Consider the following 26,566-nt stretch of genomic DNA (forward strand, 5'->3'; position numbering starts at 1 on the left):
GGCTTTGCGCTGACCGCAGCGGCAAGTCAAGGTGCGGCGGTGACGGGTGACGCGGCCGGCGGCCGAATGCCGTTAAGACAGGCTAATAGGTGATCTTGGGAGGCAGCTTGCGTGCCTCTTCGATCAGCAGCTCGACCGACTTCTCCGACGGCATCACGCGGACGAGCTTACGCCGCACATTGGCGTCCTTCATGCTCTGCGCGAGCCGCGACGGGTTGCGGTGCGCGAGCTCGCGCACGGTGGTGACGCCGGCGGCGCGGACCAGACCGACCTTCGCCTTGCCCATGCCGGGAATCCGCATGTAGTCGGAGATGTTGGCCCATTCGAGCAATTGTTGTTCGCTGATCCCGGTCTTGGCGGCGAGCACCTTGCGTCCCTTGACGGTGCGGGCGGCTTCAAGCAGTGCGTCGGTCGTGCGGATACCGTGCGATTTCAGTTTGGTGGCGCAATAGGCGGACAGGCCTTCGATCTCGGAGAGGGGGTATGTCATGATACTCGTATGCAGGTAGAAGGGAGCGCACGTGCAATGGCGTTTGGGATAATGCTTCAGGCAAACTGGCTGAGGCCCGGCGTCCCCGAGATGATCTCGCCCATTTGATCCGCTCCGATTTTGTCGCGGCCGAACCTGAAAAGTTCACGCGCGACGTTCTGAATCTCACTCATGCTCAATCCAAGCGCCATCAGCCGTGTGCCGACAGCCATCAGACCGCCACCCATCAACCGCGATAGACCACCGCTGTTGTTGGAGGCGGCGATTGCCGCTTCGGCGCCGGGGATTTGGTCGATCAGAGCCTGAACTTTGTCGGAAGGTCCCTCGTTACGGAGGAAACCCAGAACGATGCCGATGGTTTTTTCAGCGACAGCACCGTCGATGCCGGCCTTCGCGGCCAGCTGCCCAACCAATTCGTCCATATTGCCCCGCCTCAACCGGTTTTTGCCGGATCATTCTTGAAGATTTATCTTGAGCGCCTGTGTCACGAAATACAAGCGATCCGCGCATTTCAGTTCGTTTTCTTTTTCGATCGCGTCGGGAGTGTTGCACCTCTGCAAGATTGAGCGGCGGATTCACACCATCTTGTCGCAATGCGCAATGCCTTTCGTCACTTGGCCGGGAATAAAGTATGAGGAACTGGTGGAGCGACAATATACATCAGTGCGCGCCGATGGTTTCAATCGACCTGCAAGATGCAATATGATGTCATCGGTTCGAATGGATCGAGCCGATTTAAAATCGCGTTAAGAGGCGAAGCGATGGCGACGTCCGACACCAAGTTGGCCGATACCGATGAGAAGATCTTTATCGGCAAGGGCGAGGAAACAGCCTGGCTGACGCTTGCGCTGGCCAACCGCCACGGCCTTGTGACCGGTGCGACCGGAACCGGCAAGACCGTCACGCTGCAGGTCATGGCTGAAGGATTTGCGCGCGCCGGCGTTCCGGTTTTCGCAGCCGACATCAAGGGCGATCTTTCCGGTATCTCCGAAGTCGGCGAGGCCAAGGACTTTATCCTGAAGCGCGCCAAGGAGATGGGCCTGACCTTCCAGCCGGATCAGTTCTCGACCGTATTCTGGGACGTGTTCGGCGAGCAGGGCCATCCGGTGCGCGCCACCGTCACCGAGATGGGACCATTGTTGCTCTCGCGGATGCTCGATCTGAACGACGTGCAGGAAGGCGTGCTCAATGTTGCCTTCCGTGTCGCCGACGAGAACGGCCTCACGCTGATCGACATGAAGGACCTGCGGGCGCTGCTGGATGCGATCGCCCCGGACGGCAGCAAGAAGCCTGCCGACGACGAGGAGGATCCGCTGGCGCCGATCCGCAAAGCGGCACAGAGCTACGGCAATGTGTCCAAGGCGACCGTCGGAACGATCCAGCGTCAGCTCCTGGTGCTCGAGAACCAGGGCGGTGCAAAGTTCTTCGGCGAGCCGGCGCTGACGCTGAAGGATTTCATGCGGACCGACCGCGACGGCCGCGGCATGGTCAATATCCTGGTCGCCGACAAGCTGATGCAGAGCCCGCGGCTTTACGCCACCTTCCTGCTCTGGATGCTTTCGGAATTGTTCGAGGAATTGCCGGAGGCCGGCGACCTGCCGAAGCCGAAGCTGGTGTTCTTCTTCGACGAGGCGCATCTCTTGTTCACCGACGCGCCGAAGGCGCTGATGGACAAGATCGAGCAGGTGGTGCGGCTGATCCGCTCCAAGGGCGTCGGCGTCTATTTCGTTACGCAGAATCCGATCGACGTGCCGGACAAGGTGCTGGCGCAGCTCGGCAACCGCGTGCAGCACGCGCTGCGCGCCTTCACGCCGCGCGACCAGAAGGCGGTTGCCGCGGCCGCACAGACCTTCCGGCCCAATCCGAAGCTCGACACCGCGCGGGTGATCATGGAGCTCGGCAAGGGCGAGGCGCTGGTGTCGTTCCTCGAGGGCGGCGGCACGCCGTCGATGGTCGAGCGCGTCATGGTGCGCCCGCCGTCGGCGCGGATCGGGCCGATCACGCCGGAGGAGCGCAAGGCGATCATGGATGCGAGCCCGGTCAAGGGCAAATACGACACCGCGGTCGATGCCGAATCCGCCTACGAGATCATCCAGAAGCGGCTCGCCGGGACGGCGGCGCCGGCGGACGGCAGCGCTGGCGGCGAGGGGGGCGGCATCCTCGGCCAGCTCGGTTCGATCGCGTCCACGATCTTCGGCACCAACGTCAAGCGCGGCCGCATGTCGACCGGACAGGTGATCGCGCGCAGCGTCACGCGCTCGGTGACCGACAAGGTGATCGGTGGCGCGGCCGCCGATCTCGGTAAATCGCTCGGCGGTTCGGTTGGCGGCTCGATCGGCCGGGCGCTGGTGCGCGGCGCGCTCGGCGGATTGCTGCGCAGATAGCATCGCGCCGGTCGGCCGAAGCGGGAGACCGGCTTTGCCTCCCGCGGCCGGCGCGCTACAACCTGGCGCAACGTCCAACAAAAAGGATATCCGCGATGTCCAACGCCAAGCTGCAGCCCGCCCTCGACCGCATCGACGCCGATTTCGACAACAGTCTCGAGCGGCTGTTCACGCTGCTGCGGATCAAATCGATCTCGGCCGATCCGGCCTTCGCTGATGACTGCAAGGCGGCTGCCGATCATCTCGCCAAGGACATCGCAACCCTCGGCTTCAAGACCGAAGTGCGGCCGACTGCCGGCCATCCGGCCGTGGTCGGCAAGCTGAACGGCTCGACCGACGGACGCCCGCACGTGCTGTTCTACGGCCACTACGACGTGCAGCCGGTCGATCCCTTGAATCTCTGGCACCGTCCGCCGTTCGAGCCTGTCGTGACCGACCATGCCGACGGGCGCAAGATCATCGTCGCGCGCGGCGCCGAGGACGACAAGGGACAGTTGATGACCTTCGTCGAGGCGTGCCGTGCCTGGAAGACGGTGACGGGATCGCTGCCGGTCGACATCACGATCGTCATCGAGGGTGAAGAGGAGATCGGTTCGAAGAATTTCGTGCCGTTCCTCGAGGCGAACAAGGACGACCTCAAGGCCGACTTCGCGCTGGTCTGCGACACCGGCATGTGGGACCCGAATACGCCGGCGATCACCACCTCCTTGCGCGGCCTGGTCTATGACGAGGTCAAGATCAAGGCCGCCAATCGCGACCTGCATTCCGGCGTGTTCGGCGGCGGCGCGCAGAACCCGATCCGCGTACTGACGCGGATCCTCGGCGGCCTGCATGACGAGAATGGCCACATCACCATCCCGGGTTTCTATGACGGCGTGAAGGATTTGCCGCCGGATATTCTGGCCCAGTGGAAGCAGCTCAATCTGACGCCGGAGAGCTTCCTCAAGCCGATCGGCCTCTCGGTGCCCGCCGGCGAAAAGGACCGGCTCCTGATCGAGCAGGTCTCCTCGCGCCCGACCTGCGACATCAACGGCATCGTCGGCGGCTATACCGGCGAGGGCTCCAAGACGGTGATCGCGGCCGAGGCGTCGGCGAAGGTCTCGTTCCGGCTGGTCGAGGGACAGGATCCCGAGAAGATCCGAAAGGCGTTCCGCGACTATGTGAAGGCGCGCCTGCCGGCCGACTGCAAGGCCGAGTTCACCGACCATTCCAGCGCGCCGGCGATCGCGCTCGACTGGAACATGAAGCCGCTGGCAGCCGCGCGCCGCGCGCTGACCGACGAATGGGGCAAGGAGGCGCTGCTGATCGGCTCCGGCGCCTCGATCCCGATCGTTGCCGATTTCAAGCACACGCTCGGCCTCGACAGCGTGCTGATCGGCTTCGGGCTCGACGACGACAACATCCATTCGCCGAACGAGAAGTACGACCTCAAGAGCTACCACAAGGGCATCCGCTCCTGGGCGCGGATCCTGGCGGCGTTCGGCGACGCCAAATAGCGCGCATGCGCAAGTCCATGAAGCCCGGATGCAGCCAACGGGTCGCGCGAACGCGCGCCCCGTTGGCTCCATCCGGGCTACGGAAGAGAAACCGAACGTAAAAACGCCGCCCGGAATTGGGCGGCGTTTTGATTCGGTAGTGCAGAGGGTGTTGGCCGATAGCCTACCCGAAGATTGTGAAATTTCAATCACGGTAGCCGGGATTGACCCGGTCGAGCTTGCGCAGCAGCGGCGGCCAGACCAGCTGGGTCGAGCGCAGCTCGGCGCGGTCCGGGTTGGAGAGCAGCTCGGTGTTCTTGTCGATCGCATGCTGGTCGACCGGATAGGCGATCGGTCCGAGCGCGCGGGTCGCCACCTGCATCGAGCAGGCGCGCTCCAGATGGTACATCCGCTCGAACGCGGATGCGACCGAGCGGCCGACCGTCAGGGTGCCGTGATTGCGCAGCAGCATGTGGTTCTTGCTGCCGAGATCGCGCTGCAGGCGCGGGCGCTCGTCATGATCGAGCGCGATGCCTTCATAGTCGTGATAGGCGAGGTCGTGGGTGACGAGCTGCGCGGTCTGGTTCAGCGGCAGCAGCCCGTCGGGGCCGCTCGACACCGCGGTGCCGTCGACGGTGTGCAGATGGAGCACGCAGCCGGCGTCCTCGCGCACCTCGTGGATCGCCGAATGGATGGTGAAGCCGGCCGGGTTGATGCTGTAGTCGCTCTTCGAAAGCTGGTTGCCGTCGAGGTCAACCTTGACGAGGCTCGACGCGGTGATCTCGTCGAACATCAGCCCGTAGGGGTTGATCAGGAAGTGATGCTCGGGCCCCGGCACGCGCGCGGAGATGTGGGTATCGACCAGATCGTCCCAGCCATAGAGCGCGACCAGCCGGTAGCAGGCAGCAAGATTGATCCGCTGCTCCCATTCCGCCGCACTCATATCCGACGGCACTTCCTTCAGGCGCGCTTCCGCTGGCGACATGGCCGATTGCTCCATTGATGGCGTTATTGCTTGGTCCAAGCGTAGCGCCGCCGCCGGACCGCAGCAAGGCAGGGTAACGGCGTGACAGTCATGTCGGCATGCGGCCCACGATCGGAACGGCAATCGTCAGTGGGCAGCGTGATGCGTTACGGCGCTGGGATCGCCAGCAGGCTCGAGATGCTGCGGCCGCGGATGTCGTAGACGCGGGCGAACACGACGTCGTCGCGCTTGATCTCGACCATGACCGGCGCGGCCAGCCCCTTGCAGTAGAATTCGCCGAGTGTCATCGCGAAGTCGGCGGCATTGCTGTCCCATCCGATCGTGAAATCAGGGCCGAGCGCGACCTGCGCGGGGCGCTGCGGTCCGCACACCGCGACCTTCCACTTGCGGTTCTGCGGCGGCACTTCCTGCCGCTCCGCCAGCTGCTCGCGCAGCCCGTCGGATGCCTGCTTCAGCGCCAGGCCCCAATAGTCCAGCATGAAGAAGTTGTCCGCGGTACGCACCGTGCCGGCGATGTGGTTGAAGTGCGTGTACTGATACGGATGCAGGCGGATCATTTCGCTGAGCGGCAGCAAGAGGCCGAACGCGAACATGGCGAGCGCCGCGGGCTGCCAGGCCCGGCGGTTCTCGCCGAGCCAGTCCATGCCGCGCGCGAATGCGACGCCGGCCAGCACCGTCATCGGCGGAATCACGAAGATGAAGTGACGGATGCCGTTATAGAGCGCCGGCCGCTTCACCATCGCGATCACCAGCGGCAGCGTCGCCGCCAGCGTCAGCATCAGCATGATCGACTTGCGCTTTGCGGTGACGTCGTAGCGCGACAGCGACATCAAGGTGATGACGACGGCGGCTGCCAGCAGCACCAGCAGCACTTCGGGAAGCTGCAGCGCGAACAAGGTGGGCAGATAGGACCACGGCATGTCCGGCACCGACACCAGCGCGCCGTCGAACATCTCCTTCCACGGTTTCTCGAAGAAGTGCGAGAAATAGGTCACCGCTTCGAGCGGATGTCCGGGCTCCATGATCGACCACGGCCAGATCAGGCCCATCACGAGATAGCCCAGCACAAGTCCCGGCAGCAGCACATAGACGACATGGGCAAAGCGGTGGGTCGCCTCGCGCGGGCCCTGCTTGCGGAATTCCTCGATCAGGAGCGGGACGAAGCCGACCACGGCGTAGATCAATGCGAGCCCGCCAAGCACGCGGCAGCCGATCGACAGGCCGGCCCCCAGGCCGACGATCAGGATGGTGCGCGGCGAGGGCGCCGGATATTCCTCGATCAGGCGCACCAGGCCCATGATCAGGACCACCATCGCCACGGCGAACGGCGCATCCTTCGGATTCATGAACATGTGGCCGTAGAAGGTCGGGCACAGCGCCAGCAGCAGCAGCGCCGCCAGTCCCGCCCGCGGGCCGCCGACGCGGCGTGCCAGGCGCCAGGTTACGGCAAGGCCGATGACGCCGACGATCGCGCCGAGCAGGCGGCGCGTCTCGAACAGTTCGAGCGGAATGATCTTGTGCAGCAGGGCCGCGGCCATGTCGAAGCCGCCGCCGTACATATACAGATTGGCAAACGACAGCGCGCCGGTGTCCTTGAACCCGGACTCGTACATGCGCAGCAGGAGGTCGGCATATTCAGCGTGGGTGTAATCGTCCCAGCCCAGACCGTAATCGCGGAACGTCAAGCCGGCGACCACGGCGACCACGCCGAGGACGAGGACAGCGAGATCGTCGCAGGTCTTCTCCACCGAGCGCCGCGCAGGCGCCTCGAGGGCAGACGTCGTAATCGATGACATAGCTAGTGATACCGGCGTGCCTGTGGCCCAGATTGGCGCTTTAGGGCCTCATTCCCCGGCATCCATAGCGCAGTTCCGTTTCCGAGTAATTGGTAATTGTGGCGTAATTTCCCAGATGCGTTGCAATAAATTGGCAGCAATTCGTAGCCAGTAAATCTACGGGAGCTGGCTGCCCGACAGCCACTGCGGCCGCGGTGAAGTAGCGCATCGCGGCTTGGTTAAGCGGGATTTTAGGGAACTCTGTCTACAATTGGCGGTTGGCGGTGTGGGCAATATGACGGTATCGTGGCGTTGGTGGCCCGCGCCGATTTTCGGATGGGTCTCCCGGGGGTTAGTTCGATGAAGGTTGGTCTGTTGGTCGTCGGCGCGGGCCTGGTCGTGGCGGGCTTGGCGGCGATCGGCCTCGGAATTCCAAACAAGGAATTCAGCGTCGGCGGCACGTTGATCGCAACAGGCGTGACCGGCGCATGTACCGGCGTGATTGTTCTGGCCCTTGCCGCCATCCTTCGCGAACTCCAGGCCATGGGCGACCGGCTCGATGCCGTCGTGGCGGTGGGTCTGCGGTCCGGGTCGCCGTCTGCAACTTCCCCGCGCGGCACTCCCGACGATCCGGTGTTCCCGCCGCCTGAGCCGAAGGTCTCGGCGCCTCCGCCGCTGGCTCCAGCGTTCCCGCCATCCGCTCCCGCGGCGCCGCCGCCCTGGCACGACGAGATCGCCTCGCGCGGCGCATCAGGCGAGGTGCCGCCGCCCGCACCGGCGGCCGCGCCCGCGGATGGCGCTGCGCCGCCCAAGCGGCGCAATCTGCTGTTTTCCTCCTCGCGCAAGGAGCGCGAGCGGAGCCAGGGGCGTGCCGCCGAGCCGCTCACGCCGGATCTGTTGTCGCCGGAACTGCGTCCGAATCCGGGTGGTTCGGCCGAACCGGCGTCGGCAACCTTCGACGATGCCTGGCCGAAGACCGACCGGCCGCGGCCGGTCGACGTCGCCCCGCGGCGCGGCCCCCGGACGCCATCCACCTTCGGCGAGGCCCAGTCGGCCGCCGCCGCCTCGCCGTCGTCGGGCCATCCGCCGCCGCCCCAGGAGCAGCCGCCGGTGACCGTGCTCAAATCCGGCGTCGTCGACGGCATGGCCTATTCGCTCTATTCGGACGGATCAATCGAGGCGCAGATGCCGGAGGGCATGATGCGATTTGCCTCGATCGACGAGCTCAGGTCGCATCTGGAGCAGCGGCCTTAAGATCCGGGCCAATACTTGCGCGCGGCCGGCCCGAAGCCGGAAACGCAGCCGTTGTTGTCAGATTTGCTGCAATTCGTGCATATTCGCAAAGTAGTACGCGATTCCATTAATGTATTGCTGCGCATGGATACTGTCCGGTGGGCGCCGGGCTGTCGATAGCACGGGGAAGATTGAGCCATGTCCGATACGTCAGGCAAAACGCCGGTCGAGCTGACCGCCAACATCGTTTCGGCCTATCTCAGCAACAATCCGACGCCGGCCTCGGACATTCCGAACCTGATCAGCCAGGTCCACTCCGCTTTGCTGCGGGTGTCGAGCGGACGCAACGACACGCCGAGCGAGCCGGCCAAGCCTGCGGTGTCGATGAAGAAGTCGATCACGCCCGAATATCTGGTGTGCCTCGAGGACGGCAAGCGCTTCAAGTCGCTGAAGCGCCATCTGCGCACCCAGTACAACATGACCCCGGAGCAGTATCGCGACAAATGGGGCCTGCCGGCCGACTATCCGATGGTGGCGCCGAACTATGCGGTGGCGCGATCGCAGCTCGCCAAGAAGATGGGTCTCGGTCAGCAGGCGCGAAAGCGGAAGTAAAGATCTACGCGGCGGACGCCAGCGCCTCGCGCGCATCGTTGCGGATGCGGTCGACCATCGAGCGCAGGCCGTTGGAGCGCTGCGGCGTCAGATGGTCGCGGAAGCCGAATTCGTCGAACAGCGCGAGCGCGTCGGTGCCGAGGATTTCCTTGGGCGTTTGCCCGGAAAACAGCGTCAGCACGATCGCGACCAGGCCGCGCACGATGTGGGCGTCGCTGTCGCCGATATAGATCAGGCGCGGTTCGCCGTTGGCATCGCGCTCGATCCGCTTCGACAGCCAGACCTGGCTGACGCAGCCCTGCACCTTGTTCTCGGCCGAGTGCTCCGCCTCCGACAACGGTTCGAGCGTGCGGCCGAGCTCGATGACATAGCGGTAACGGTCGTCCCACTCGTCCAGCAGCGCAAAATTGTCCCTGATTTCGTCGATCGTCGTCATCGTGGCCCGCGTCCTGTCCTTGACGGCTTATATAGGAAGGCGGGCCGCGAAAGCGATGAAAATGGAACCGGTTCCCGGCTGTTTTGAGGCGTTTTCTTCACGCGAACCGGTGCCTGCCTCGGTCGATCGCGCCTTGGTTTCCGCTCACGGCGTCGGCGGCAGGCGGAATTCGATCGACTGATCCTCTGCGGTCAGCGTGTCGCGGAACGCGGTGGCTGAATCGGTATCGTCCTGGCCGATCGAGCCGGTGTGATCGGGTGGCTTCTTGTCGGTGATGATCTGGTAGAGCTTGCGCGCCCCGTCGGTCGCGCGCTGGCCGATTGCGGTCGCGGCCTGGCCGCCGACCTCGCAGGCGGACGGCTGGCGCTTGCAGAACTGACCCATGTCGTTGATCGTCGCGGTCGCGGCCGACACCGCGTCCGACGCGCTGATCTGCGGCGCCTTGTCCGCTTCAGGTGTTTTGTCTCTCGGCAGCAGCACGAGCACAAGCCCGAGCCAGAATGCCAAACGCAGCAGGAAGAACATGGCGCGATCCCGGTCGTCTGTCTTGTCTTGCTTCTTGCGCGGTCGATGCCGCTATTGGCCTTGAGGGTTAGCATCGGTCGATAAATCGGAAGTATCTGCCTTGAAGTAAATCCGCCGAAAAATCGCGGAAAATTCGCCTGAATTGATTCGCCGTAAATTTTCGATTGATGGCGGCCGACGCGTGCCGGATGCGCAGGATTCGCCGCGTCCACCATTTCGAAACCATAGAATGTCGCATCCGGAAACCAGCCGTTCACCATCCCCGACAAATGGCCGGTGAATAGCGGGTCAAACCCTCTCCAATGCACGGTGTTTGGCGGCAGGCCGCCCAGCCTTAGCGTTCGCTTAAGTTCGCTCTGACACGTTGACCTGCAATCACGAAGGAGGCGTTCCGGCGCGTCTGTGTTGACGATTGAGCCGAAGCGCGAGTGCTGTGAGTAGTTTGAGTCTGATCCGCGATTGCCTGGATGCGCTGCTGCATCCGTCGGCGCAATATGATGCGCTGACGCGTGCGCGCCATCGTGCCTTCATGGCGCCGCGGCTGCTCGGCAGCCTGGCGGCGCTTGCCTCGTTCCCTGCCTTTCTTGCGATGCGCGGTGCGCCGACGGCGATCGAGGTCGCGGCATTCGCCTGGCTGATCGCGCCGATTCTGCTGTCGTGGTTCCTGTCGCGCACCGGCCGCTATGAAGGCGCGCATGTGCTGTCGTCGCTGGCGCTCGCCGGTCTCGTGATGATGATCGCGGCGACGACCGGCGGCATCGCCTCGTTCGCCGCCGTGTGGCTCGTCGTCATTCCGATCGAGGCGGCGCTGTCGGCCTCGCGGCGTGTAGTGGCGTTTGCGTTCGCGCTCGCGATGATCTGCGCGGCGCTGCTGAGCGTGCTCGGCCATTATCATGTACTGCCGGTCGTCGATCCCGCGGTTGCTTCGAACAGCACGCTGGTCGGCTTCGGCCTCGTATCGGCGATCTTTTACGCCGCCGGGCTCGCCTTCGGTGCGGAGTCGCTGGCGCGCACCAGCGTGGCGCTGCTCTATGTCGAGGAAGAGCGCTACCGCCTGCTCGCGCATAACATGAGCGACGTGCTGTCGCGGCACAGCCGCAACGGCGCGGTGCGCTTCATTTCGCCCGCGGCCGAGAACATGCTCGGCGTGCCGGCATCGCGGCTGTTGGGCCACGGCCTGTTCGACCGCGTTCATGTCGCCGATCGCCCGGCCTATCTCACGGCGCTGTCGGACGCCGCGCGCGGTGACTCCCGCAGCGTCGAGTTCCGCGTGCGCCGTGACGGTGCGCGGGGCGAAGCCGTCGCCGAATTCATCTGGGCCGAGATGCGCTGCCGCCCGCTCGATCAGGCCGCCGCCGATGCCGAGGTCGTCGCCGTGATCCGCGACGTGACCGATCGCAAGGTGCAGGAGCAGGCGCTCGAACAGGCGCGCAACGTGGCCGAGCAGGCCGATGCGTCGAAGACGCGCTTCCTGGCCACCATGAGCCACGAACTGCGCACCCCGCTCAACGCCATCATCGGCTTCTCCGAGATGATCGCGCAGGAAGACGTGCTCGGCCTCGACGTGGCCCGCCGCAAGGAATACGCGCAGCTGATCAACGATTCCGGCCAGCATCTGTTGTCGGTCGTCAACGGCATCCTCGACATGTCGAAGATGGAGTCGGGGAATTTCGAGATTTCGCCGGAGCCGTTTGCGCCGCGGCCGGCGCTGCTCAATTGCTGCAATCTGGTGGCGTTGAAGGCGCGCGAGAGCGGCGTCGACCTCGTCACCCGCGTGCCGGACGATCTGCCGATCGTGAACGGCGATCCGCGCGCGTTCAAGCAGATCGTGCTCAATCTGGTCTCCAACGCCATCAAGTTCACCGAGCGCGGCGGCAAGGTCACCGTGTCGGCCAGCGTCGAGGGATCGCGGCTGGTGCTGCGTGTCTCGGACACCGGCGTCGGCATCGCCGCCGATGATCTCAAGCGGATCGGCGACCCGTTCTTCCAGGCCGGCAAGACCTATCAGCGCCGCCACGAGGGCACCGGTCTTGGTCTTTCCATCGTGAAAGGGCTGGTTGGCCTGCACCACGGCGAAATCAATGTGGGGAGCAAGGTGGGCGAGGGCACCATTGTGTCGGTCGCGCTGCCGCTGGCGTTCACCCCGCCCGCCGCCGTCGAGCCGTCCAGCAACGTCTCGACCCTGAAGCCCGCGCTGCGTTCCGGACTACAAGAGCAAACCCATCAGGTGAAGAAGAGTGCCTAGACAGACTTTGGATGACGATGAAACGCCGCGCCGTCGCCGCGGCGCCAAGGCAGTAGCCATCGCGGCCGAGGAGGAACGTGGCCTCGTCCTGCGCCTGCTGCTGCACAGTCCGAAGGATCTGGTTGCCGGCGTGCTGGCGACGTCTGCCATCGTTGCGATCCTGATCAATGCGCTGTTCCTGCAGGCCGGCCGTCATCCGTCGCCGATGTTCGGCGGTTCGGTTGTCACGCTGCCGCCGCCGGCCCCGGTTGCCGCGGCCACCAGCCCGATACCGCGCCCGCGTCCGGCCGAGGCCGCTGCCCGATCGATTGAGCCGGCCACCATAGAGCCGAGCAAGCCCGTCGACGTGAAGCCGGTGGAGACCAGGCCGGCCGAGACCAGATCCGTCGAAGCCAAGCCGGCAGAACCCAAGGCCGAGGCCAAGCCGGTCGATCCGATGGCCAATCTGGTGCTGAAATCGACCGCCGCGCCGGCGGCCGCCGCACCGTCCCCGGCCGCCGCACCGTCAAACGTCGTTCGTCCGCCGGCACCGATCCCGACCGCGCATCTGAGCCCGGCCGGAAAACGCATCGCCGCGGTCCAGCGTACGCTAACGGAGTATGGCTACGGCCAGCTCAAGCCGACCGGCACGATCGGCGCCGATACCCAGCACGCGATCGCGAAGTTCGAGCGCGCCCGCAAGCTGCCGGTGACCGGACAGATGTCCGATCGCCTGGTGCGCGAGCTCGGCGCGATGATCGGCCATTCGATCGAGTAGTCTCTCTGCGAAGGCATTGAATATGTATTCGTCATGCCCGGGCTTGTCCCGGGCATTGACGTCTTTGAGACTTGTTGCAGCCAAGACGTGGATGGCCGGGACAAGCCCGGCCATGACGAGTTAAGGCGCATCACCCAGCAGAACGTCCCTGACCTCGTCGGAGAACAGCTTCCTGCGGCCGGCCACCAGCACCCATTCCGGATCGTCGCGATCCGGAATAGCGCGCGGCATGCCGTGATCGAGCAGGGCCTGCGCGCAGCCCACCCAGTCGCCGCCGCTGACCGGCTCGTTGCAGGAGGCCCATGACAAGGAGCCGGACGCGTTGTCGCCGAAGCCGTGCTGCTCGGTCCACTCCGCGCCGTGCTCGAGCAGGAATCGCGTCAGGCCGGCATTGCCGCGGAACACCGCGTGATTGAGTGCCGACGCATCCCAATCGCCGCCGCGCACCGTGATCGGCCAGCCGAGCTCGACCATCAGCCGCACCGCATCGTCGCCGCCTGCCGCGGCGAGCTCCGGGAGCAACCGCAATTGCTGCGGTGAAAGTGAACCCGGAAGATCGGGCCGACCGGCCTGGATTCGCCGCGCCTCGTTCTCGTCACCGCTGCTGCACGCCGCGACGAACCGCTCATCATCGGCAAGCGTCTCGTCGCCGGTGCGCTCGCGCAGCAACTCGGCGACATCGGTCCGTCCGAACTGCAATGCGTAGCGGTAGGCGCTGAGCCCGCCTGGTGTTGTGATGCGCGGATCTGCGCCGGCGTCGAGCAGTATCGCGATGCAGGTTCGCGACCGCCGCCGGCGGATCGCCCACAGCAGCGGCGAGCCGCAATCCGTCAGCGGCGCATTGCCGGCGGGTTCGTTCGGATTGCCGCCGTGCCGCAGCAGCAGATCGAGCGCCGCCACGTTCTCGTCGTCGAGCACCTTGTACATCGCGTTGGTGCCGGCGATCCGTGCGCCATGCTCAAGCAGCAGGCCAGTCGTCACCGAGCCTTCGAGCGAGTGGTAGAGCGATTCATTGTCGTTCGGATTGGCGCCCGCTTCGAGCAACAGTCTGGTCAGCTCGAGATCGTGGTTGCGGCCGGCGGCGCCATAGAGTGCTGACAGCGGATTGCTGTCATCGGGCGCCTCCAGCGATCCCGGCGGCCAGCGGCTGCTGATGTGCTGGTCGGGATCGGCGCCGGCCTGCAGCAGCAGGCGTGCGCAGCGATGCAGCCGCGCCTCAAATTCCGGAATCTGCAGCAGGCTGGAATGCGTCACGGCGACCAGCGGCGGCAGCTTGAACGGACCGCCGGGACGGTTGACCCATGTGGGATCGTCGTTGGCGGTGCGTTGCACTGTCTCCTCGTCACCGATGGCGCAGGCGAGATAGGGATCGTCGGCGACAAGACTGGAATCCTCGGTGAGCATCCGCGCCGCAACGCGCGGATTGGCGCGGTCGGTGGTGCCGGCGACGTCCGCGGCATAGACCAGCTGCAGCCATCGCCGCACGCGATCGGCCTTGCTTTTACCAAGCGGCAATTGTGCGTCGACATAGCGCCGCAGGTCCGGCCAGGAGGCGAAGCCGAGATCGCGCGCCACGCAGGACTGCGCATCGTGCAGCCGCAGATCAAGCGCGGCGATTTGAGCGTCGCTGCGCCCGGCCGCAGCCGGAAGCGCATGCCGGAAACGCGCGTAGGCCTCTGGCGCCTGCCGCCGATAAAGGCGGATGAGCTCCTTGGCCTGCTTCTTCAGATGTTCGAGATTCAATCGCGCGGGCGATCGGTCCATGGAAACCTCCGTGCATCATCGCCGATGGTCCACAAAACCGGCTGCACAAAGGCTTGGTTGGCCGCTCAATGGATGCAAGTGGGTTCAACCCTTCCCGTGGACCCGGGCGCGGCTTGCACCGCAGATGCAAGGATATGGGTGACGATTGGTTCGGTCAACCCGCCGCGGCGTGACGACATCTGTGACAATTGGACGTGGCCGCGCCGCTGGCTTATAGGTCGGCGCATGCGATTGAAAACAAGCATTTGGGTCGCGGCGTATCTGCGCCGCTGCCAGACCGAAGGCGTGTTCGGCGCAGTCCGCAAGAAGGGCGCCGAGGAAGCCGGCGCCGTGTTCGTCAAGGTGGCGCTGATGGACGGCAACGCGATGTTGTATGCGCCGGCGCCGCAGACGGTCTATGATGACAGCCGTCCGGTCGAGCGGCTGTTCGTGCCGACGGCACCACAGCCGGTATCTGAGCCATCTGTCGAGGAGCGCTTGACCAAGGAGCTCCGCTTCGATCCCGACGCCTGGATCGTCGAGACCGAGGACCGTGCCGGGCGGCACTTTCTTGATCTGGCGAAAAACTAGCTTCCGGACTTCTGGTTGCGAATGGCGGGCGCGCTGCCGGGCTGCAACGCGGGGCGCGTCTGCGAGGATGCCGCGCGCACGCGATGGCGCTCATCGTCATAGAGCGACGAGCGATACTTGGCGCGGGCCACCGCCATGGTCGAGCCGCGCCACGCCGCCAGCATCACCAACGCCGAGCGCTCGCTCAGGCGATCGTAGAGCCGCGACAGTCGATAGACATAATTGACCGAGGAGCCGGCTTCCGGATTGAGGAACATCAGGATCCGCTGGAATGCGGCGCTCGACACGTCGAGCGCCCGCATTGCGCAGGCGAGCGGCTCGCCGCCGGGATCGTTGACGACGTCCGCGGCGATCCGCGACGGCAGGATCAGCGCCTCGCCGAGTTCGAGCGTGAAGTTATCGAGGTCCTCGGCAAACGCTGCCATCTCCAGGATATGGATCGCGCGCGCGGCGCGCGCAGCCGGGATCCGCGCCGCGGCCTTCAGCGGCGTCTCCTGCAGGTTGTGCAGGATCTGCGCGCGCTCCTTCGTGCTGGCGGCAAAGAACATGTCGGAGATTTCAGCGGCATCGTTGGGCCGCATGGCGAGGCTCGCGGCCATCCGCAACTCGGCTTCGGTCGGGATCTTGGCCGGCAGCGCGGACGGGGCGGGCGCGGGAATTGGCGCGGCCGCCGGCATCGGCTGGTCGGGACCGACGCGGCGCAGCCCCAGCTTGTCCACGATCCGGGCGGGCGTCGCCGGATAGATCGCAAGCCGCGCGCGGACCGCGGCACGCGTCGCGTCGTCGACCTCGTCGATCAGGCGCGTCGTCAACTCGACGAACTGGCGCTCTTCATCGGCGGAGTGGGCGCTCGCCTGCACATAGAGGTCGGTCAGGACGCGCAGCAGCGTCGGGCGGATGTCGACGCCCTCGCGACGGGAGAGCGTCATCAGCCCATCGAAACCAGGAAATAGCGGAGCTGCGCTCATCTCGGGCGTACGCGACTTGCCAGTGAACTTCGGTTTGAAAGCCTTGTGGCAGCGAGCCTACGCAGGCTGTTTTAAGAGGCAGTTAAGGAAAACAAGCCGTGAAGGTGAATGCTCGAATTTGCGCGTGTCTATTAAGGCACAGCGCCATATCCGTAACCGTCCGTACCGGCGGCTTAAGATGTCATTAACCATGCGCGTTCTTAACTCGGCGTGCGCGGGGCAAATCATGTCCGTGCGGGGCCAGAGAGAACGGAACATGGGCACCATCGTTGAGTTTCCGGCGGATGCGGCTGCACGGCGGCCGAGCATGGCCGGTGCTGCTGGCGAAGGCATGGGGACCGTACTGATCCTTCCCGTCGTCCGGATCGAGCGAACGACGGAGGAGACCGGCGGTGGTCGCGGACCGGAGCAGGGCACTGCGCAGGGCCGCCGTCGCCGACGCCGCTCCTGATCGCGGACATCGGGCAATGCCGGAGCTTGTGCAGCGGACCGTCGCGCGGCGGTCACTCCCGGCGCTGATCCTGCTGCTGGCGGGCTCGGCGCTCGCCGGCTGCAGCGGCGGCGATTTCGGCCGCACCCGGGCCGATTTCCGCAACGACGATATGCATCGCTGGATCGGTGCCGAGGCGACCGGCAGCATCGGCAAGAACGCCTCGCAATTCCAGCTCACCGAACACGAACGTCAGCTGCGCGACCTCGCCTATCAGTTCATCGAGCCGCCGCTGTCGCGTCCGGCGTGGAAGAGCGTATTCGGCGACTACCAGCCGCTGCCTTCGCCGTGGCGGCAGAGGGTCGTGTTCGATCGCACCGCCTATGGCCGCAATTTGATCGACGAGCCGCATCGCTCGTTCGCTTCGCGCTATTCGCTGCTGATCGACGAGGTGCGCGACGACATCACCCGCTTCGAGCCGTTCTTCGCCACCGCGATCCAGGTGATCGAGCTCGATCGCAAGCGCAATGCCAGCCTCCACATGATCGCCGACGTGTCGCCGCGCGAGCGGGCCGATGCCGTGGCGCGGATGGAAGAGAACACGCTGATCGTGCAATGGGTCCAGCAGGCCCTTGAGCGGCGGATCTCGTCCTATCGCTGGGCGCTGGAGCGACTGGTGATCCAGGCGCCCGACGGCATGGCCGCCGACGCCGAACGCCAGATCAACGAGCTCGCCCGGCTCACCGCCAATGCGCCGCTCATCTCCGCGCCGGTGACAGGCCAGGCCGTGGTGACGAAGGGCTAGGCGGTGTGGACTCTAAGGATTCCCTTTTAGGAGCAAATCAGATTCAAGGCTGCTTTTGGGAGGCAGTCTTGGGTGTGATGGATCGTCTGGTGTTGAGCGATGCGGCTTGGGAGCGGATGGCGCCGCTGATCATAGGCCGGCCTGACCAGAAGGGCTCGACCGGGCGCGACAATCGGATGTTCGTGGAAGGTGTGCTGTGGATCGTTCGCACGGGCTCTCCCTGGCGTGATCTTCCGGAAGCGTTCGGGGATTGGAACAGCGCGTTCCGGCGCTTCAGCCGATGGAGTGCCAAAGGCGTCTGGTGGCGGATCTTCGAGGCAATGTCCGACGATCCGGACTTCGAATATCTGATTGTCGATTCCACCATTGTTCGAGCCCATCAGCATGCTGCCGGGGCCAAAAAAGGGGGTCTGAAGATCAGGCGCTTGGCCGTTCGCGCGGCGGCCTGAGCACCAAGATACATATGGCCGTTCGCGGCTTGGGATGTCCGGTACGGTTCACGATCACCGCAGGCCAGAAGGGCGATGCACCGCAAGCCGCCACATTGATCGAGGGATTGCCTGCCGAGGTTTTCATGGCCGATACGGCTTATGACGCCGATCACCTGCGCCAGGACATTGCAGCCAAGGGCGCGCTCGCCGTCATCCCCAACAACCCGTCACGCGCGCTCAAGTATCCGCTCGACAAGCATCTCTATGCCCAGCGCCATCTCGTCGAATGCTGCTTCTCAAAGCTCAAGCAATTCCGCCGCGTCGCAACCCGCTTCGAAAAGACCGCCCGAAATTACCTTGCCGTCATCACTCTCGCAGCCATCGTCCTATGGCTGCGATAACTGTCCACACCGCCTAGTCTAGGCGCGCTTCGTTTTCTTCGCCGTCGATTTGACCCGGCGACTGTTGGCTTGCCGTGGCAGGCTCGCAATGAATGCCTTCAGCGCATCGGAGGGCGGGTGGGCCGAGGGGTAGGCGAGGCCGACCTGGCGCGTCACGTCGATATCGATCGCGCGCATTGCGACATCAGGATTGCCGCGCGCCACGCCCTCGGGGACGATGGCGATGCCGACTCCGGCTGCCACCAGCGCCATCGCCCACTCCTCGGATTCCGCGATCGCCACCGGCTTGCGCGGCGGTGACGTGCGCTTGAAGAATTCCTGCTGCTCGCAATGGCAGCGATCGATCATCGGAACGCCGGCGAAGTCGGTGGTCCGCAGCGTCTCCTTCAGCGTCAGGGGATGCGAGGGCGGCAGAGCCGCGACATAGCGCTCGCTCCACAGCGGGATGAAGTGCTCGCCGGCGCCGACCATGGTCTTGGCGACGATCCGCGCGTCGGCCTTCTCGCTGGCGCCGACCAGCCGGAGCGCAAGATCGGTATTGCCGGTCAACGGCTTCAGCAACGCGATGGTCCGGGCCTGATCGAGCGTCCGCAACAGGCCGAGCGTCAGCGCCTGCTGCGTCGCGGGCTTGCGGAAGAGATTTCGCGCCGCGTCCGCCTCGTCGATGATCCTGCGCGCGATGCCGTGAAACTGCGCGGCTGAGGCGGTCGGGGCCATGCCCTTCTTGTGCCGGATGAACAGCGTGGTGCCGAGCTCGGCTTCGAGATTGGTGATCGCCGCCGAGATCGACGGCTGCGAGATGAAGCAGCGCTTCGCCGCGGCGGTCAGGTTGCGCTCGCGGTAGACCGCGGCGAAGTAGCGGAGTTCGCGGATATCCATAGGCGTATCCTATCACAGAGATAGAAAGACAATATTTTACCTATGGAAACGCGAGTGGCAAGTCTGCGCCTGTTACAGCGGAGGACCTGTCATGCGCATCCACCATCTCAACACCGGCACGATGTGCCCGATCGGAAAGCGGCTCGTGAACGGCAGTGGCAGCATCTTCCAGCGGGCGCGGATGGTCTGTCACTGCCTGCTGGTCGAGAGCAATGATGGCCTCGTGCTGGTCGACACCGGGATCGGGCTCGACGACATCGGCGACCCGCCGCGGCTCGGACGCAAATGGGTGCGGCAGACGACGCCGCGGCTCGATCCGGCCGAGACGGCGGTGCGGCAGGTCAAGGCGCTCGGCTTCTCGCCGGACGATGTGCGCCATGTGCTGCTGACGCATCTCGACCGCGATCACGCCGGCGGCGTGCCGGACTTTCCGAAGGCCAAGGTGCACGTCGATCGCAAGGAGTACGACATGGCGGTAACGCATCAGGTCACGCCGCCGCAGGGGCGCTACATCACGGCGCAGTGGCAGCACGGGCCGGACTGGGCGTTCTATGGTGCCGGCGGCGAGGACTGGTTCGGCTTCAAGGGCGTGCGCGCGCTCGGCGACCGCGAGCCGGACATTCTGATGATCCCGTTGCCGGGCCACACGCTCGGCCATTGCGGGATCGCGGTGCGCGACAAGGACAGGTGGCTGCTGCACGCCGGCGACGCCTATTTCCACCACGCGCAGCTCGACGCCAGGCCGCGGATCCCGCTGGTGCTCGGCATGTTCCAGCGCCGGGCGGACATGGATCGCGCGATGCGCATCCAGAACCAGGAGCGGCTGCGGCAATTGAAGGCAGCGCATGGCGCCGATGTGACGATCGTCAACAGCCACGATCCCGTCGACTACGAGACCTGCCGCTGCGGCCGGCACGCGCTCGCCGCCAGCTAGCGCTTCCGTGCCGCAGGCGGCGGGGCCGGCACAGGCAGCGGCGGCGGCGCCTCCTGCTTGGCCGCGACCGGCTCGGTCTGCACCTTGCAGGAGGAGGCGGCGAGCGAGGCCTGCGCCTGCGGCATCAGGCCGGGCTCCGGCGCCAGCGCCTTCAGGAGGATCAGGCCGGTTGAGGTCGGCGAGTCGATGATCAGCCGGTCGGCAGCGGTGATTTCCTCGTCCTCCGGCAGCTCGTTGTGCTGCGCTTCCGTCATCAGGTCGAGCTCGATCACCTTCTTGCCGGCGGAGCGGTCGTTGATCGCGTAATAGGCGACCTCGTTGCGGGTGTAGAACGACACCGACGTATAGGCTTGGCTGACCGGTACGGTGAGCTTGAGCGGCCCGGTGGAGAGATCGTAGCGGCAGATCGCCACCGCGAAGGCCGGATCCATCAGCGGCATCGGCGAATGGCTCGGGTCGGCCAGCGGCAGCTGCGTCACCTCGTTGAGCTTGGTCATCGGCGTCAGCCGCGAATAGGCGTCCTGCGAGGCGATGCGCGGCAGCGCCAGCACGCTGACGAGATGCACCACGCCGCCGAGCAGCACGCCTGCGAGGATGGTGAGCAGCACGCGGATCATGGGCAACCCGTCGTTGCGATCGACGGCATCGGCGCGTCGCGCTGCGTGCGGGTCGCGACCCCGACCGGCGTATCGTAAAGGCGCAGCATCAGCGCGTAGCGCTCGATGCCGCCGGTCGGCAGCCAGTTGCCGGCGCGCGAGCGCGAGGCGATGTGGATCTCGAACGTGCCGTCGGAGGCGCGCATGATCTCCTGGCTGGTGAAGCCGTAGCGCTGCAGCGTGTTGGCGACCAGGTGCCCCTTGCGGTCGAACAGCGTCAGCGTCCAGAACCGCGCCGCCGGCGTCACGCCGCTGACCACGATGTCGCAGCGGCCGTCGAGCGGCTTGTTCTTGTCGTCTGTGCTCGCCGAGAACGCGATGCCGTCGCCGGTGCCGATCGGCAACTCGCCGCTGCGCGCGATGGTGGCGCGCGAGTAGGGATCGACATCGGAGGTGCCGCTCTTCGGCCGCGCGGTCCAGGCACCGATCTTCAGCGTGCCGAGATCGGTGCCGCGGGTCGCCGTCGCGTAGGTCAGGCCGAGGCCGACGGCGGTGGCGATGACGAGTGCCAGCAAAGTGGTGAGGAGGAGCCGCACGTCAGTTCTTACGTGGCGGTGCCGGTGTCGCGCCGTCCGGCCCGGCCGCGGCAACGTAGTTTTCGGGGAACGCCAGCGCGCTCGAGGACTCGGCCTTGCCGGTCTTCGAGGACTCGTTCAGCGTGGTCTTGCCGGCGGTCCTGGCGGCGTCATCGAGCAGCTTCTCGACCCGCACCAGGATATCCGCGCCGCGCTTGGTCAAGACCGGCGGCGGGCCCGGCTTGGTCTCCAATACGCGCGGCGCCGTGTTGGCCTGGGCATTGGCCTGCGCCGGCTGCGGCGGCAGCTTCTGGCCCATGCCGACGCCGACCAGCTCCTTGACCTCCACGCCCTGATGCGCCGCGACCATGATGTCGTGCCAGGTCTGCGCCGGCAGCGAACCGCCGGTCATGCGGTTGGTCGGCGAATAGTCGTCATTGCCGTACCAGACAGCGCAGGTGAAGTTGCCGGTGTAGCCGACGAACCAGGCGTCGCGATAGGCGTTGGTGGTGCCGGTCTTGCCGGCGGTCGGAATGCCGTCGAGCGCGGCGCGGCGCGCGGTGCCTTCGCTGACCACGTGGCTCATCATGCCCGCCATATCGGCGGCGATGTTCGGCGGAATCGCCTGCCGCGGCTTCGGACCGTCGCGGTCCCAGCGCCAGACCAGGTCGCCGGCGCCGGTGCGCACCTCGAGCACCGAATGCGGCGTCACTGCCTTGCCGCGGTTCGGGAAGGTCGCATAGGCAACCGCGTGCTCCAGCACCGTGACTTCGTCGGAGCCGATCGGCAGCGACGGCGTATCGGGCAGCGGCGCCTTGAGGCCGAAGCGGCGCGCGACCTCGACGATCTTGGCGCGGCCCGCCTTCGGCCCTTCCTTGCCGCCCATCATGATCGAGAGCTTGACCGGCACCACGTTGATCGAGCGGGTGATCGCCTGCGTCAGCGTGACCTGACCCGAATAGGAATGGCCATAGTTCTGCGGGCACCAGTTGCCGATGCAGACCGGGCCGTCCACGATCTTCGAGTTCGGCGTGAAGCCGTTCAGCAGCGCCGTGGTGTACACATAGGGTTTGAACGATGAGCCCGGCTGGCGATAGGCGTCCGTGGCGCGGTTGAACTGGCTCGCACCGTAGTCGCGTCCGCCGACCATGGCGCGGATGCCGCCGTCGAGATCGGACACCACGGTCGCGGCCTGCGTCGCGTGATAGTCGCGCCCGAACTGTCGCAGCTGGTTCTCGATCGCTTCCTCGGCCGCCTTCTGCACGTTCATGTCGATCGCGGTGCGGACCACGAAGACGCGCTCGGTGTAGGATTTCGGGAAGGTGTCGACCAGCTTGCGCATCTCGTCGAAGGCGTAGTCGAGATAGTAGTTCGGCGAGTTCTCGTCGCGCCGGTCGACCGCGACCGCCGGATTGCGGCGGGCGCCGAACACCTGGCCCTCGGTCATGAAGCCGGCATCGACGAGGTTGTCGAGCACGACATTGGCGCGGGCGCGGGCCGCGGGCAGGTTGATGTGCGGGGCGTATTTGGTCGGCGCCTTGAACAGGCCAGCGAGCATCGCGGCCTCCGCGAGATTCACGTCGCGCACCGACTTGTTGAAGTAGAAGTGTGCCGCGCCGTCGACGCCGAAGGTGCCGCCGCCCATATAGGCGCGGTCGAGATAGAGCTTCAGGATCTCGTTCTTGGTGAGCCGCGTCTCCAGCCAGATCGCGAGGAAGGCTTCCTTCACCTTGCGCTCGATGGTGCGCTCGTTGTTCAGGAACAGGTTCTTGGCGAGCTGCTGGGTGATCGACGAACCGCCCTGGCGGACGCCGCCGGCCTGCGCGTTGGTGACCAGCGCGCGGGCGAGGCCCGGCACGTCGATGCCGAAATGGTCGTAGAAGCGGCGGTCTTCGGTCGCGAGCGTCGCCTTGATCAGATTGTCCGGAAAATCTTCCAGCGGGATCGAGTCATTATGCTTGATGCCGCGGCTGCCGATCGGGTTGCCGTAGCGGTCGAGGAACGTCACCGCGAGGTCGGACTTCTTCAGCCAGTCCTCGTCGGCGGTCTCGCGGAAGGCGGGGATCGCGAGCGTCAGCATCAGGATCATGCCGCCGAGCCCAAGGGTTGCGGCCTCCGACAGCGGCTCGATGAACACCCAGCGCTTCCAGCGGCCGACATAGAAGCGGTCCATGAAGGTGGAATAGCGCTCGTAGAGCTCGCGCAGGCCCTTGCCCGACGAGAACAGCGTCGAGTCGATACGCGCATCGAGGTCCAGGAAGAAGTTCCGGACCCTCTGTTTCCAATGGGACGGCATGATCTGAAAGGACCGGACCCTTGATCAGTTCGACTGCGCTGCGGGCGCCCAAACCGGGCACAGGGCAGCGTCTTGCTTCGATGTTGCGGCAATCCCAAGGCGCTTTTGCGTCGATGGGGACTCGTTCGTTGTTCTATCCGAGCGGCTGCCATAAACCAATGGCGCGGCTTGTGAATTTAATGGGAGCCCTAACGCTGCCCACCGGCTTTTTCGACCCCGCAATACCACCCCCTTGCGCAAGCGTTGCCGGCATCCCAAGAAGAGTTGCACCGCCATTTCAGGGATATCATGACCGCATCGCCCAAGCGCCCGTCGGACCAGGAGGGATTCTTCTGGAAAACCAAGACGTTGGAAGAGATGTCCAACGCCGAATGGGAGAGCCTGTGTGACGGCTGCGCACGGTGCTGCCTGGAGAAGCTCGAGGACGAGGACACCGGCAAGATCTATTTCACCCATATCTCCTGCAAGCTGCTCGATTCCGGCCTCTGCACCTGCAAGGACTACCCGAACCGTTCCGACCAGGTTCCGGATTGCGTCCGCCTGACTCCCGAAAACGTCCGGACGCTGAACTGGCTGCCGCCGAGCTGCGGCTACCGGCTGGTGGCCGAGGGGCGGGACCTCTATTGGTGGCATCCCCTGATCTCGGGCGATCCCAACACCGTCCATGAAGCGGGAGTTTCGGTACGCGGGCGAGTGGAGGGCACCGAGCTCGACGTCAACGACGCCGATCTCGAGGATCATATCGTGCGATGGCCGGCGCTGCTGCCGAAACGGGCACAATTGAAGAAGCGGCCGAAAATGCTGGGCAAGACGACCAAAGCGTGACGTCGTCGCCGCGTCCGCGATCACGTCACCGCGAGAACATCGCGGTGGGATGCACCCATGCGCTGGGGTGCCTGCCTCAGCATTGAATTGCTGCATAAATTGCAAAGCAGAGAATGATTCCATCGCGGGATGCGCCCGCGCAGCAGCATTACGCCTCAAATGAACAAGTATGAACGGCAGAGCCGGATTCCTGCCGACCAAGCGACATTGCCCGACGACATTGCCGAAGAGCTGTCACGCCTTCCGAGCGAGGTGATCGAACTCAGCGAAGCGCCGCCGCTGGCGCCGCCGGCACCGCTCAATCCGGACGAAGTCCGCACCATCGTCATCAGCCTGATGTTGACGATGTTCCTGGCCGCGCTCGACCAGACCATCGTCGCGACCGCGCTGCCGACGATCGGGCGCCAGTTTCACGACGTCACCAATCTGTCCTGGGTGATCACGGCCTATCTCTTGGCCTCGACGGCGGTGGCGCCGGTGTTCGGCACGCTGAGCGACATCTATGGCCGCCGCGTCATGATCATCACCTCGCTCAGCCTGTTCGTGGTCGGCTCGGTGCTGTGCGCGATCGCGCCCAGCATGACGATGCTGATCGTTGCCCGCGGCCTGCAGGGGCTCGGCGGCGGCGGCATCATGCCGGTGGTCCAGACCGTGATCTCCGACGTGGTGAGCCCGCGCGAGCGCGGCCGCTATCAGGCCTATTTCTCCAGCGTCTGGATGGCCGGCGGCATTCTCGGCCCGGTGGTCGGCGGCGTGTTCGCCGAGCATCTGCACTGGTCGATGATCTTCTGGATCAACCTGCCGCTCGCGGCGGCGGCGCTGGCGCTGCTGCTGCCGAAGATGGGCAAGATCCCGGTGTTCCACCGCAAGCGCAAGGTCGACTGGCTCGGCGGCATCCTGCTGATGGCCTCGGCCGTCGTGTTGATGCTGGTGCTGACCTGGGGCGGCACCCGTCTGTCCTGGCTGTCGCCGACCATCACCGCGATGGTGGGCGCCTCGATCGCGCTCGCCGGCGCCTTCGTCTGGCACGCGCGCCGCGCCGACGAGCCGTTCCTGCCGCTGTCGCTGCTCGGCGGCTCGGTGGTGCCGTTCGCGATGGGGGCGGGCGGCTGTGCGCTCGGCGCCATGGTCGGCCTCACCGTGCATCTGCCGCTCTATTACGAGGTGGTCTATCATCTCACCGCCAGCGAGGCCGGCCTCGCGCTGATCCCGCTCGCGGCGATCTCGACCTTCGGTGCGGCGATCGCCGGCCGGACCATGGCGAAGGCCAAGCACTACAAGCGCGTCGCCATCGTCGGCACCTCGGTGGCCGCGATCTGTGCCGTCGGCATGGCGGTGACGACGCTGCCGCTGTGGGGATTATTGCTGTTGATGAGCGTGTTCGCGCTCGGCCTCGGCACCACATTCCCGATCAGCGTGGTGTCGTTGCAGAACGCGGTGGCGCGGCCGCAGGTCGGTACCGTGACCGGCGCGATGAACTTCTTCCGCGCGATGATGGCCTCCTTCACGGTCGCCGCCTTCACTACCATCCTGCTGATGACGCTGGGGACCGACATCTCGCTCGCCGGCGAGCATCATGCCGCCTCCGCCGGCACCGTCAGCGCGATCCCGATGGCCGACATGATCCATGCGTTCCGCTACGTGTTCGGCGCCGCCGCCGTGCTGCTGACCACCGCCTCGATCTGCATGATCACGATGGAAGAGCGCCCGCTCGCTGGTCCCGCCGCCCACCCGCCGGCGGAGATGGCGGAGTAGAGGCAGTCGACTCATACACCGCTGTCGTCGCCGCGGCGGATGTTGTGAATCGGACTCGTCGTTCCAAATCGCGTAACAATGAGCATCCGTGGTTGTGGGTCCCGCTTTCGCAGGGACGGCACTGAGCTTGTCGCACGGCCAGCGGGCAACAATCCGCGTTCTCGCGACATGAATTGCCCGAGCCGTGCTTTTCGTTCCGCTCTCTCCGCTTCGCTCGCCCCGCGTAATTTGCGCAGCGGGGAATGACGATCTGAGCGATCGGTGCACCACCACTTTATTCCCCCGCTGCCTCATGTTTGTTCATTTGGTGAGCGCCGACCCACTACTTTAGTCGCCGTCCTTGCATGGCGATCTGCGCGCAGTTTCACTTGCTGCGCATTTTGTCGCGGCTATAGTCGCGCCCCAAGAGCTCGAAGCAGC

At 65.4% G+C, this 26,566-nt stretch carries 25 protein-coding genes; 13 read left to right on the forward strand and 12 right to left on the reverse strand.

Features of this window, described 5'->3' with window-relative positions:
• Positions 1-82 precede the first annotated feature (82 nt).
• Both ACVW1B_RS06735 and ACVW1B_RS06740 read right to left on the reverse strand, forming a co-directional pair.
• Complete coding sequence (locus ACVW1B_RS06735) at positions 83-490, reverse strand: DUF4332 domain-containing protein (RefSeq protein WP_456821384.1); 408 nt, start codon at positions 488-490, stop codon at positions 83-85.
• A 56-nt stretch (positions 491-546) separates the two neighbouring features.
• The gene (locus ACVW1B_RS06740; protein ID WP_016841849.1) at positions 547-912 is read right to left on the reverse strand and encodes a hypothetical protein; all 366 of its coding nucleotides are present in this window, start codon (positions 910-912) and stop codon (positions 547-549) included.
• Positions 913-1,251: 339 nt separating this feature from the next.
• Between ACVW1B_RS06740 and ACVW1B_RS06745 the strand changes: the two genes are divergently transcribed.
• The gene (locus tag ACVW1B_RS06745; RefSeq protein WP_456821385.1) at positions 1,252-2,874 is read left to right on the forward strand and encodes a helicase HerA-like domain-containing protein; all 1,623 of its coding nucleotides are present in this window, start codon (positions 1,252-1,254) and stop codon (positions 2,872-2,874) included.
• A 95-nt stretch (positions 2,875-2,969) separates the two neighbouring features.
• The gene (locus ACVW1B_RS06750) at positions 2,970-4,370 is read left to right on the forward strand and encodes a M20/M25/M40 family metallo-hydrolase (RefSeq protein WP_456821386.1); all 1,401 of its coding nucleotides are present in this window, start codon (positions 2,970-2,972) and stop codon (positions 4,368-4,370) included.
• Between the two features lie 184 nt (positions 4,371-4,554).
• On the opposite strand, the gene ACVW1B_RS06755 is transcribed toward ACVW1B_RS06750, so the two are convergent.
• Together ACVW1B_RS06755 and ACVW1B_RS06760 are read right to left on the reverse strand one after the other, a co-directional pair.
• Entirely contained in the window at positions 4,555-5,334 is a 780-nt protein-coding gene (locus ACVW1B_RS06755) for a class II aldolase/adducin family protein (protein WP_028331642.1), read from the reverse strand.
• 146 nt (positions 5,335-5,480) lie between these two features.
• On the reverse strand, positions 5,481-7,130 hold the full coding sequence (locus tag ACVW1B_RS06760; protein ID WP_456821387.1) for a glycosyltransferase family 39 protein: 1,650 nt from the start codon (positions 7,128-7,130) through the stop codon (positions 5,481-5,483).
• 339 nt (positions 7,131-7,469) lie between these two features.
• On the opposite strand from ACVW1B_RS06760, the gene ACVW1B_RS06765 reads away from it, so the two are divergent.
• Together ACVW1B_RS06765 and ACVW1B_RS06770 are read left to right on the forward strand one after the other, a co-directional pair.
• Complete coding sequence (locus ACVW1B_RS06765) at positions 7,470-8,363, forward strand: DUF308 domain-containing protein (protein ID WP_456821388.1); 894 nt, start codon at positions 7,470-7,472, stop codon at positions 8,361-8,363.
• 177 nt (positions 8,364-8,540) lie between these two features.
• Positions 8,541-8,954, forward strand: coding sequence for a MucR family transcriptional regulator (locus ACVW1B_RS06770; protein ID WP_057015640.1), 414 nt, complete (start codon positions 8,541-8,543; stop codon positions 8,952-8,954).
• Positions 8,955-8,958: 4 nt separating this feature from the next.
• On the opposite strand, the gene ACVW1B_RS06775 is transcribed toward ACVW1B_RS06770, so the two are convergent.
• The gene (locus tag ACVW1B_RS06775) at positions 8,959-9,390 is read right to left on the reverse strand and encodes a SufE family protein (RefSeq protein WP_141343262.1); all 432 of its coding nucleotides are present in this window, start codon (positions 9,388-9,390) and stop codon (positions 8,959-8,961) included.
• A 144-nt stretch (positions 9,391-9,534) separates the two neighbouring features.
• Positions 9,535-9,915, reverse strand: a complete 381-nt coding sequence (locus ACVW1B_RS06780) for a DUF5330 domain-containing protein (RefSeq protein ID WP_316394540.1) — start codon at positions 9,913-9,915, stop codon at positions 9,535-9,537.
• 433 nt (positions 9,916-10,348) lie between these two features.
• Here ACVW1B_RS06780 and ACVW1B_RS06785 point away from each other — a divergent pair, with 433 nt between their 5' ends.
• Positions 10,349-12,160 carry a PAS domain-containing sensor histidine kinase gene (locus tag ACVW1B_RS06785; protein ID WP_456821389.1) on the forward strand — a complete coding sequence of 604 codons (1,812 nt, stop codon included), beginning with the start codon at positions 10,349-10,351 and terminating at the stop codon, positions 12,158-12,160.
• Positions 12,153-12,917 (forward strand): peptidoglycan-binding domain-containing protein, encoded by a 765-nt coding sequence (locus ACVW1B_RS06790; RefSeq protein WP_456821390.1) that lies wholly within the window; start codon positions 12,153-12,155, stop codon positions 12,915-12,917. Before ACVW1B_RS06785 ends, ACVW1B_RS06790 begins: the two co-directional genes overlap by 8 nt.
• Before the next feature lie 120 nt (positions 12,918-13,037).
• Here the strand turns inward: ACVW1B_RS06790 and ACVW1B_RS06795 are convergent, their stop codons facing one another.
• Complete coding sequence (locus ACVW1B_RS06795) at positions 13,038-14,681, reverse strand: ankyrin repeat domain-containing protein (RefSeq protein ID WP_456821391.1); 1,644 nt, start codon at positions 14,679-14,681, stop codon at positions 13,038-13,040.
• A 225-nt stretch (positions 14,682-14,906) separates the two neighbouring features.
• Between ACVW1B_RS06795 and ACVW1B_RS06800 the strand changes: the two genes are divergently transcribed.
• Entirely contained in the window at positions 14,907-15,251 is a 345-nt protein-coding gene (locus ACVW1B_RS06800) for a DUF1491 family protein (RefSeq protein WP_092079509.1), read from the forward strand.
• Here ACVW1B_RS06800 and ACVW1B_RS06805 read toward each other — a convergent pair.
• Entirely contained in the window at positions 15,248-16,180 is a 933-nt protein-coding gene (locus tag ACVW1B_RS06805; RefSeq protein ID WP_456821392.1) for a DUF2336 domain-containing protein, read from the reverse strand. The genes ACVW1B_RS06800 and ACVW1B_RS06805 overlap by 4 nt on opposite strands.
• Before the next feature lie 295 nt (positions 16,181-16,475).
• Here ACVW1B_RS06805 and ACVW1B_RS06810 point away from each other — a divergent pair, with 295 nt between their 5' ends.
• The 3 genes from ACVW1B_RS06810 (at position 16,476) to ACVW1B_RS06820 (ending at position 18,286) form a co-directional block, all read left to right on the forward strand.
• A complete protein-coding gene (locus ACVW1B_RS06810; protein ID WP_024579523.1) occupies positions 16,476-16,670 on the forward strand; it encodes a hypothetical protein in 195 nt (64 codons plus the stop codon).
• A 16-nt stretch (positions 16,671-16,686) separates the two neighbouring features.
• On the forward strand, positions 16,687-17,454 hold the full coding sequence (locus ACVW1B_RS06815) for a hypothetical protein (protein WP_038379546.1): 768 nt from the start codon (positions 16,687-16,689) through the stop codon (positions 17,452-17,454).
• 68 nt (positions 17,455-17,522) lie between these two features.
• Positions 17,523-18,286 (forward strand): IS5 family transposase gene (locus ACVW1B_RS06820; RefSeq protein ID WP_092083899.1). Its coding sequence is split into 2 segments (ribosomal slippage): positions 17,523-17,858 and positions 17,861-18,286, totalling 762 coding nucleotides; the frame shifts between segments, so codons are not numbered across the junction.
• An 18-nt stretch (positions 18,287-18,304) separates the two neighbouring features.
• Here ACVW1B_RS06820 and ACVW1B_RS06825 read toward each other — a convergent pair.
• Positions 18,305-19,165 carry a LysR family transcriptional regulator gene (locus tag ACVW1B_RS06825; protein ID WP_456781124.1) on the reverse strand — a complete coding sequence of 287 codons (861 nt, stop codon included), beginning with the start codon at positions 19,163-19,165 and terminating at the stop codon, positions 18,305-18,307.
• A gap of 91 nt (positions 19,166-19,256) precedes the next feature.
• Here ACVW1B_RS06825 and ACVW1B_RS06830 point away from each other — a divergent pair, with 91 nt between their 5' ends.
• The gene (locus tag ACVW1B_RS06830) at positions 19,257-20,099 is read left to right on the forward strand and encodes an MBL fold metallo-hydrolase (RefSeq protein WP_253609527.1); all 843 of its coding nucleotides are present in this window, start codon (positions 19,257-19,259) and stop codon (positions 20,097-20,099) included.
• Here ACVW1B_RS06830 and ACVW1B_RS06835 read toward each other — a convergent pair.
• From ACVW1B_RS06835 to ACVW1B_RS06845, 3 genes are read right to left on the reverse strand one after another with little or no spacing between them, the layout of a single operon-like run.
• Complete coding sequence (locus ACVW1B_RS06835) at positions 20,096-20,716, reverse strand: DUF1254 domain-containing protein (protein ID WP_057020197.1); 621 nt, start codon at positions 20,714-20,716, stop codon at positions 20,096-20,098. The genes ACVW1B_RS06830 and ACVW1B_RS06835 overlap by 4 nt on opposite strands.
• Positions 20,713-21,291 carry a DUF1214 domain-containing protein gene (locus tag ACVW1B_RS06840; protein WP_456821393.1) on the reverse strand — a complete coding sequence of 193 codons (579 nt, stop codon included), beginning with the start codon at positions 21,289-21,291 and terminating at the stop codon, positions 20,713-20,715. The genes ACVW1B_RS06835 and ACVW1B_RS06840 overlap by 4 nt, the downstream gene beginning before the upstream one ends.
• Before the next feature lies 1 nt (position 21,292).
• Positions 21,293-23,566, reverse strand: coding sequence for a transglycosylase domain-containing protein (locus ACVW1B_RS06845; RefSeq protein ID WP_253609526.1), 2,274 nt, complete (start codon positions 23,564-23,566; stop codon positions 21,293-21,295).
• 288 nt (positions 23,567-23,854) lie between these two features.
• On the opposite strand from ACVW1B_RS06845, the gene ACVW1B_RS06850 reads away from it, so the two are divergent.
• Positions 23,855-24,391, forward strand: coding sequence for a YcgN family cysteine cluster protein (locus tag ACVW1B_RS06850; protein WP_092079527.1), 537 nt, complete (start codon positions 23,855-23,857; stop codon positions 24,389-24,391).
• A 159-nt stretch (positions 24,392-24,550) separates the two neighbouring features.
• Positions 24,551-26,146, forward strand: a complete 1,596-nt coding sequence (locus ACVW1B_RS06855) for an MDR family MFS transporter (RefSeq protein WP_076833187.1) — start codon at positions 24,551-24,553, stop codon at positions 26,144-26,146.
• Positions 26,147-26,566 lie beyond the last annotated feature (420 nt).

The organism is Bradyrhizobium sp. USDA 4502 (genome assembly GCF_054063355.1).

Excerpts from the sequence above, each read along its gene's own strand:
- ACVW1B_RS06780 (WP_316394540.1), bottom strand. The coding sequence starts at position 9,915 with ATGTTCTTCCTGCTGCGTTTGGCATTCTGGCTCGGGCTTGTGCTCGTG.
- ACVW1B_RS06835 (WP_057020197.1), bottom strand. The coding sequence starts at position 20,716 with ATGATCCGCGTGCTGCTCACCATCCTCGCAGGCGTGCTGCTCGGCGGC.
- ACVW1B_RS06795 (WP_456821391.1), bottom strand. The coding sequence starts at position 14,681 with ATGGACCGATCGCCCGCGCGATTGAATCTCGAACATCTGAAGAAGCAG.
- ACVW1B_RS06755 (WP_028331642.1), bottom strand. The coding sequence starts at position 5,334 with ATGTCGCCAGCGGAAGCGCGCCTGAAGGAAGTGCCGTCGGATATGAGT.
- ACVW1B_RS06825 (WP_456781124.1), bottom strand. The coding sequence starts at position 19,165 with ATGGATATCCGCGAACTCCGCTACTTCGCCGCGGTCTACCGCGAGCGC.
- ACVW1B_RS06770 (WP_057015640.1), top strand. The coding sequence starts at position 8,541 with ATGTCCGATACGTCAGGCAAAACGCCGGTCGAGCTGACCGCCAACATC.
- ACVW1B_RS06760 (WP_456821387.1), bottom strand. The coding sequence starts at position 7,130 with ATGTCATCGATTACGACGTCTGCCCTCGAGGCGCCTGCGCGGCGCTCG.
- ACVW1B_RS06830 (WP_253609527.1), top strand. The coding sequence starts at position 19,257 with ATGCGCATCCACCATCTCAACACCGGCACGATGTGCCCGATCGGAAAG.
- ACVW1B_RS06735 (WP_456821384.1), bottom strand. The coding sequence starts at position 490 with ATGACATACCCCCTCTCCGAGATCGAAGGCCTGTCCGCCTATTGCGCC.
- ACVW1B_RS06745 (WP_456821385.1), top strand. The coding sequence starts at position 1,252 with ATGGCGACGTCCGACACCAAGTTGGCCGATACCGATGAGAAGATCTTT.
- ACVW1B_RS06765 (WP_456821388.1), top strand. The coding sequence starts at position 7,470 with ATGAAGGTTGGTCTGTTGGTCGTCGGCGCGGGCCTGGTCGTGGCGGGC.
- ACVW1B_RS06805 (WP_456821392.1), bottom strand. The coding sequence starts at position 16,180 with ATGACGCTCTCCCGTCGCGAGGGCGTCGACATCCGCCCGACGCTGCTG.
- ACVW1B_RS06855 (WP_076833187.1), top strand. The coding sequence starts at position 24,551 with ATGAACAAGTATGAACGGCAGAGCCGGATTCCTGCCGACCAAGCGACA.
- ACVW1B_RS06740 (WP_016841849.1), bottom strand. The coding sequence starts at position 912 with ATGGACGAATTGGTTGGGCAGCTGGCCGCGAAGGCCGGCATCGACGGT.
- ACVW1B_RS06850 (WP_092079527.1), top strand. The coding sequence starts at position 23,855 with ATGACCGCATCGCCCAAGCGCCCGTCGGACCAGGAGGGATTCTTCTGG.
- ACVW1B_RS06810 (WP_024579523.1), top strand. The coding sequence starts at position 16,476 with ATGGGCACCATCGTTGAGTTTCCGGCGGATGCGGCTGCACGGCGGCCG.
- ACVW1B_RS06845 (WP_253609526.1), bottom strand. The coding sequence starts at position 23,566 with ATGCCGTCCCATTGGAAACAGAGGGTCCGGAACTTCTTCCTGGACCTC.
- ACVW1B_RS06750 (WP_456821386.1), top strand. The coding sequence starts at position 2,970 with ATGTCCAACGCCAAGCTGCAGCCCGCCCTCGACCGCATCGACGCCGAT.
- ACVW1B_RS06775 (WP_141343262.1), bottom strand. The coding sequence starts at position 9,390 with ATGACGACGATCGACGAAATCAGGGACAATTTTGCGCTGCTGGACGAG.
- ACVW1B_RS06800 (WP_092079509.1), top strand. The coding sequence starts at position 14,907 with ATGCGATTGAAAACAAGCATTTGGGTCGCGGCGTATCTGCGCCGCTGC.
- ACVW1B_RS06815 (WP_038379546.1), top strand. The coding sequence starts at position 16,687 with ATGCCGGAGCTTGTGCAGCGGACCGTCGCGCGGCGGTCACTCCCGGCG.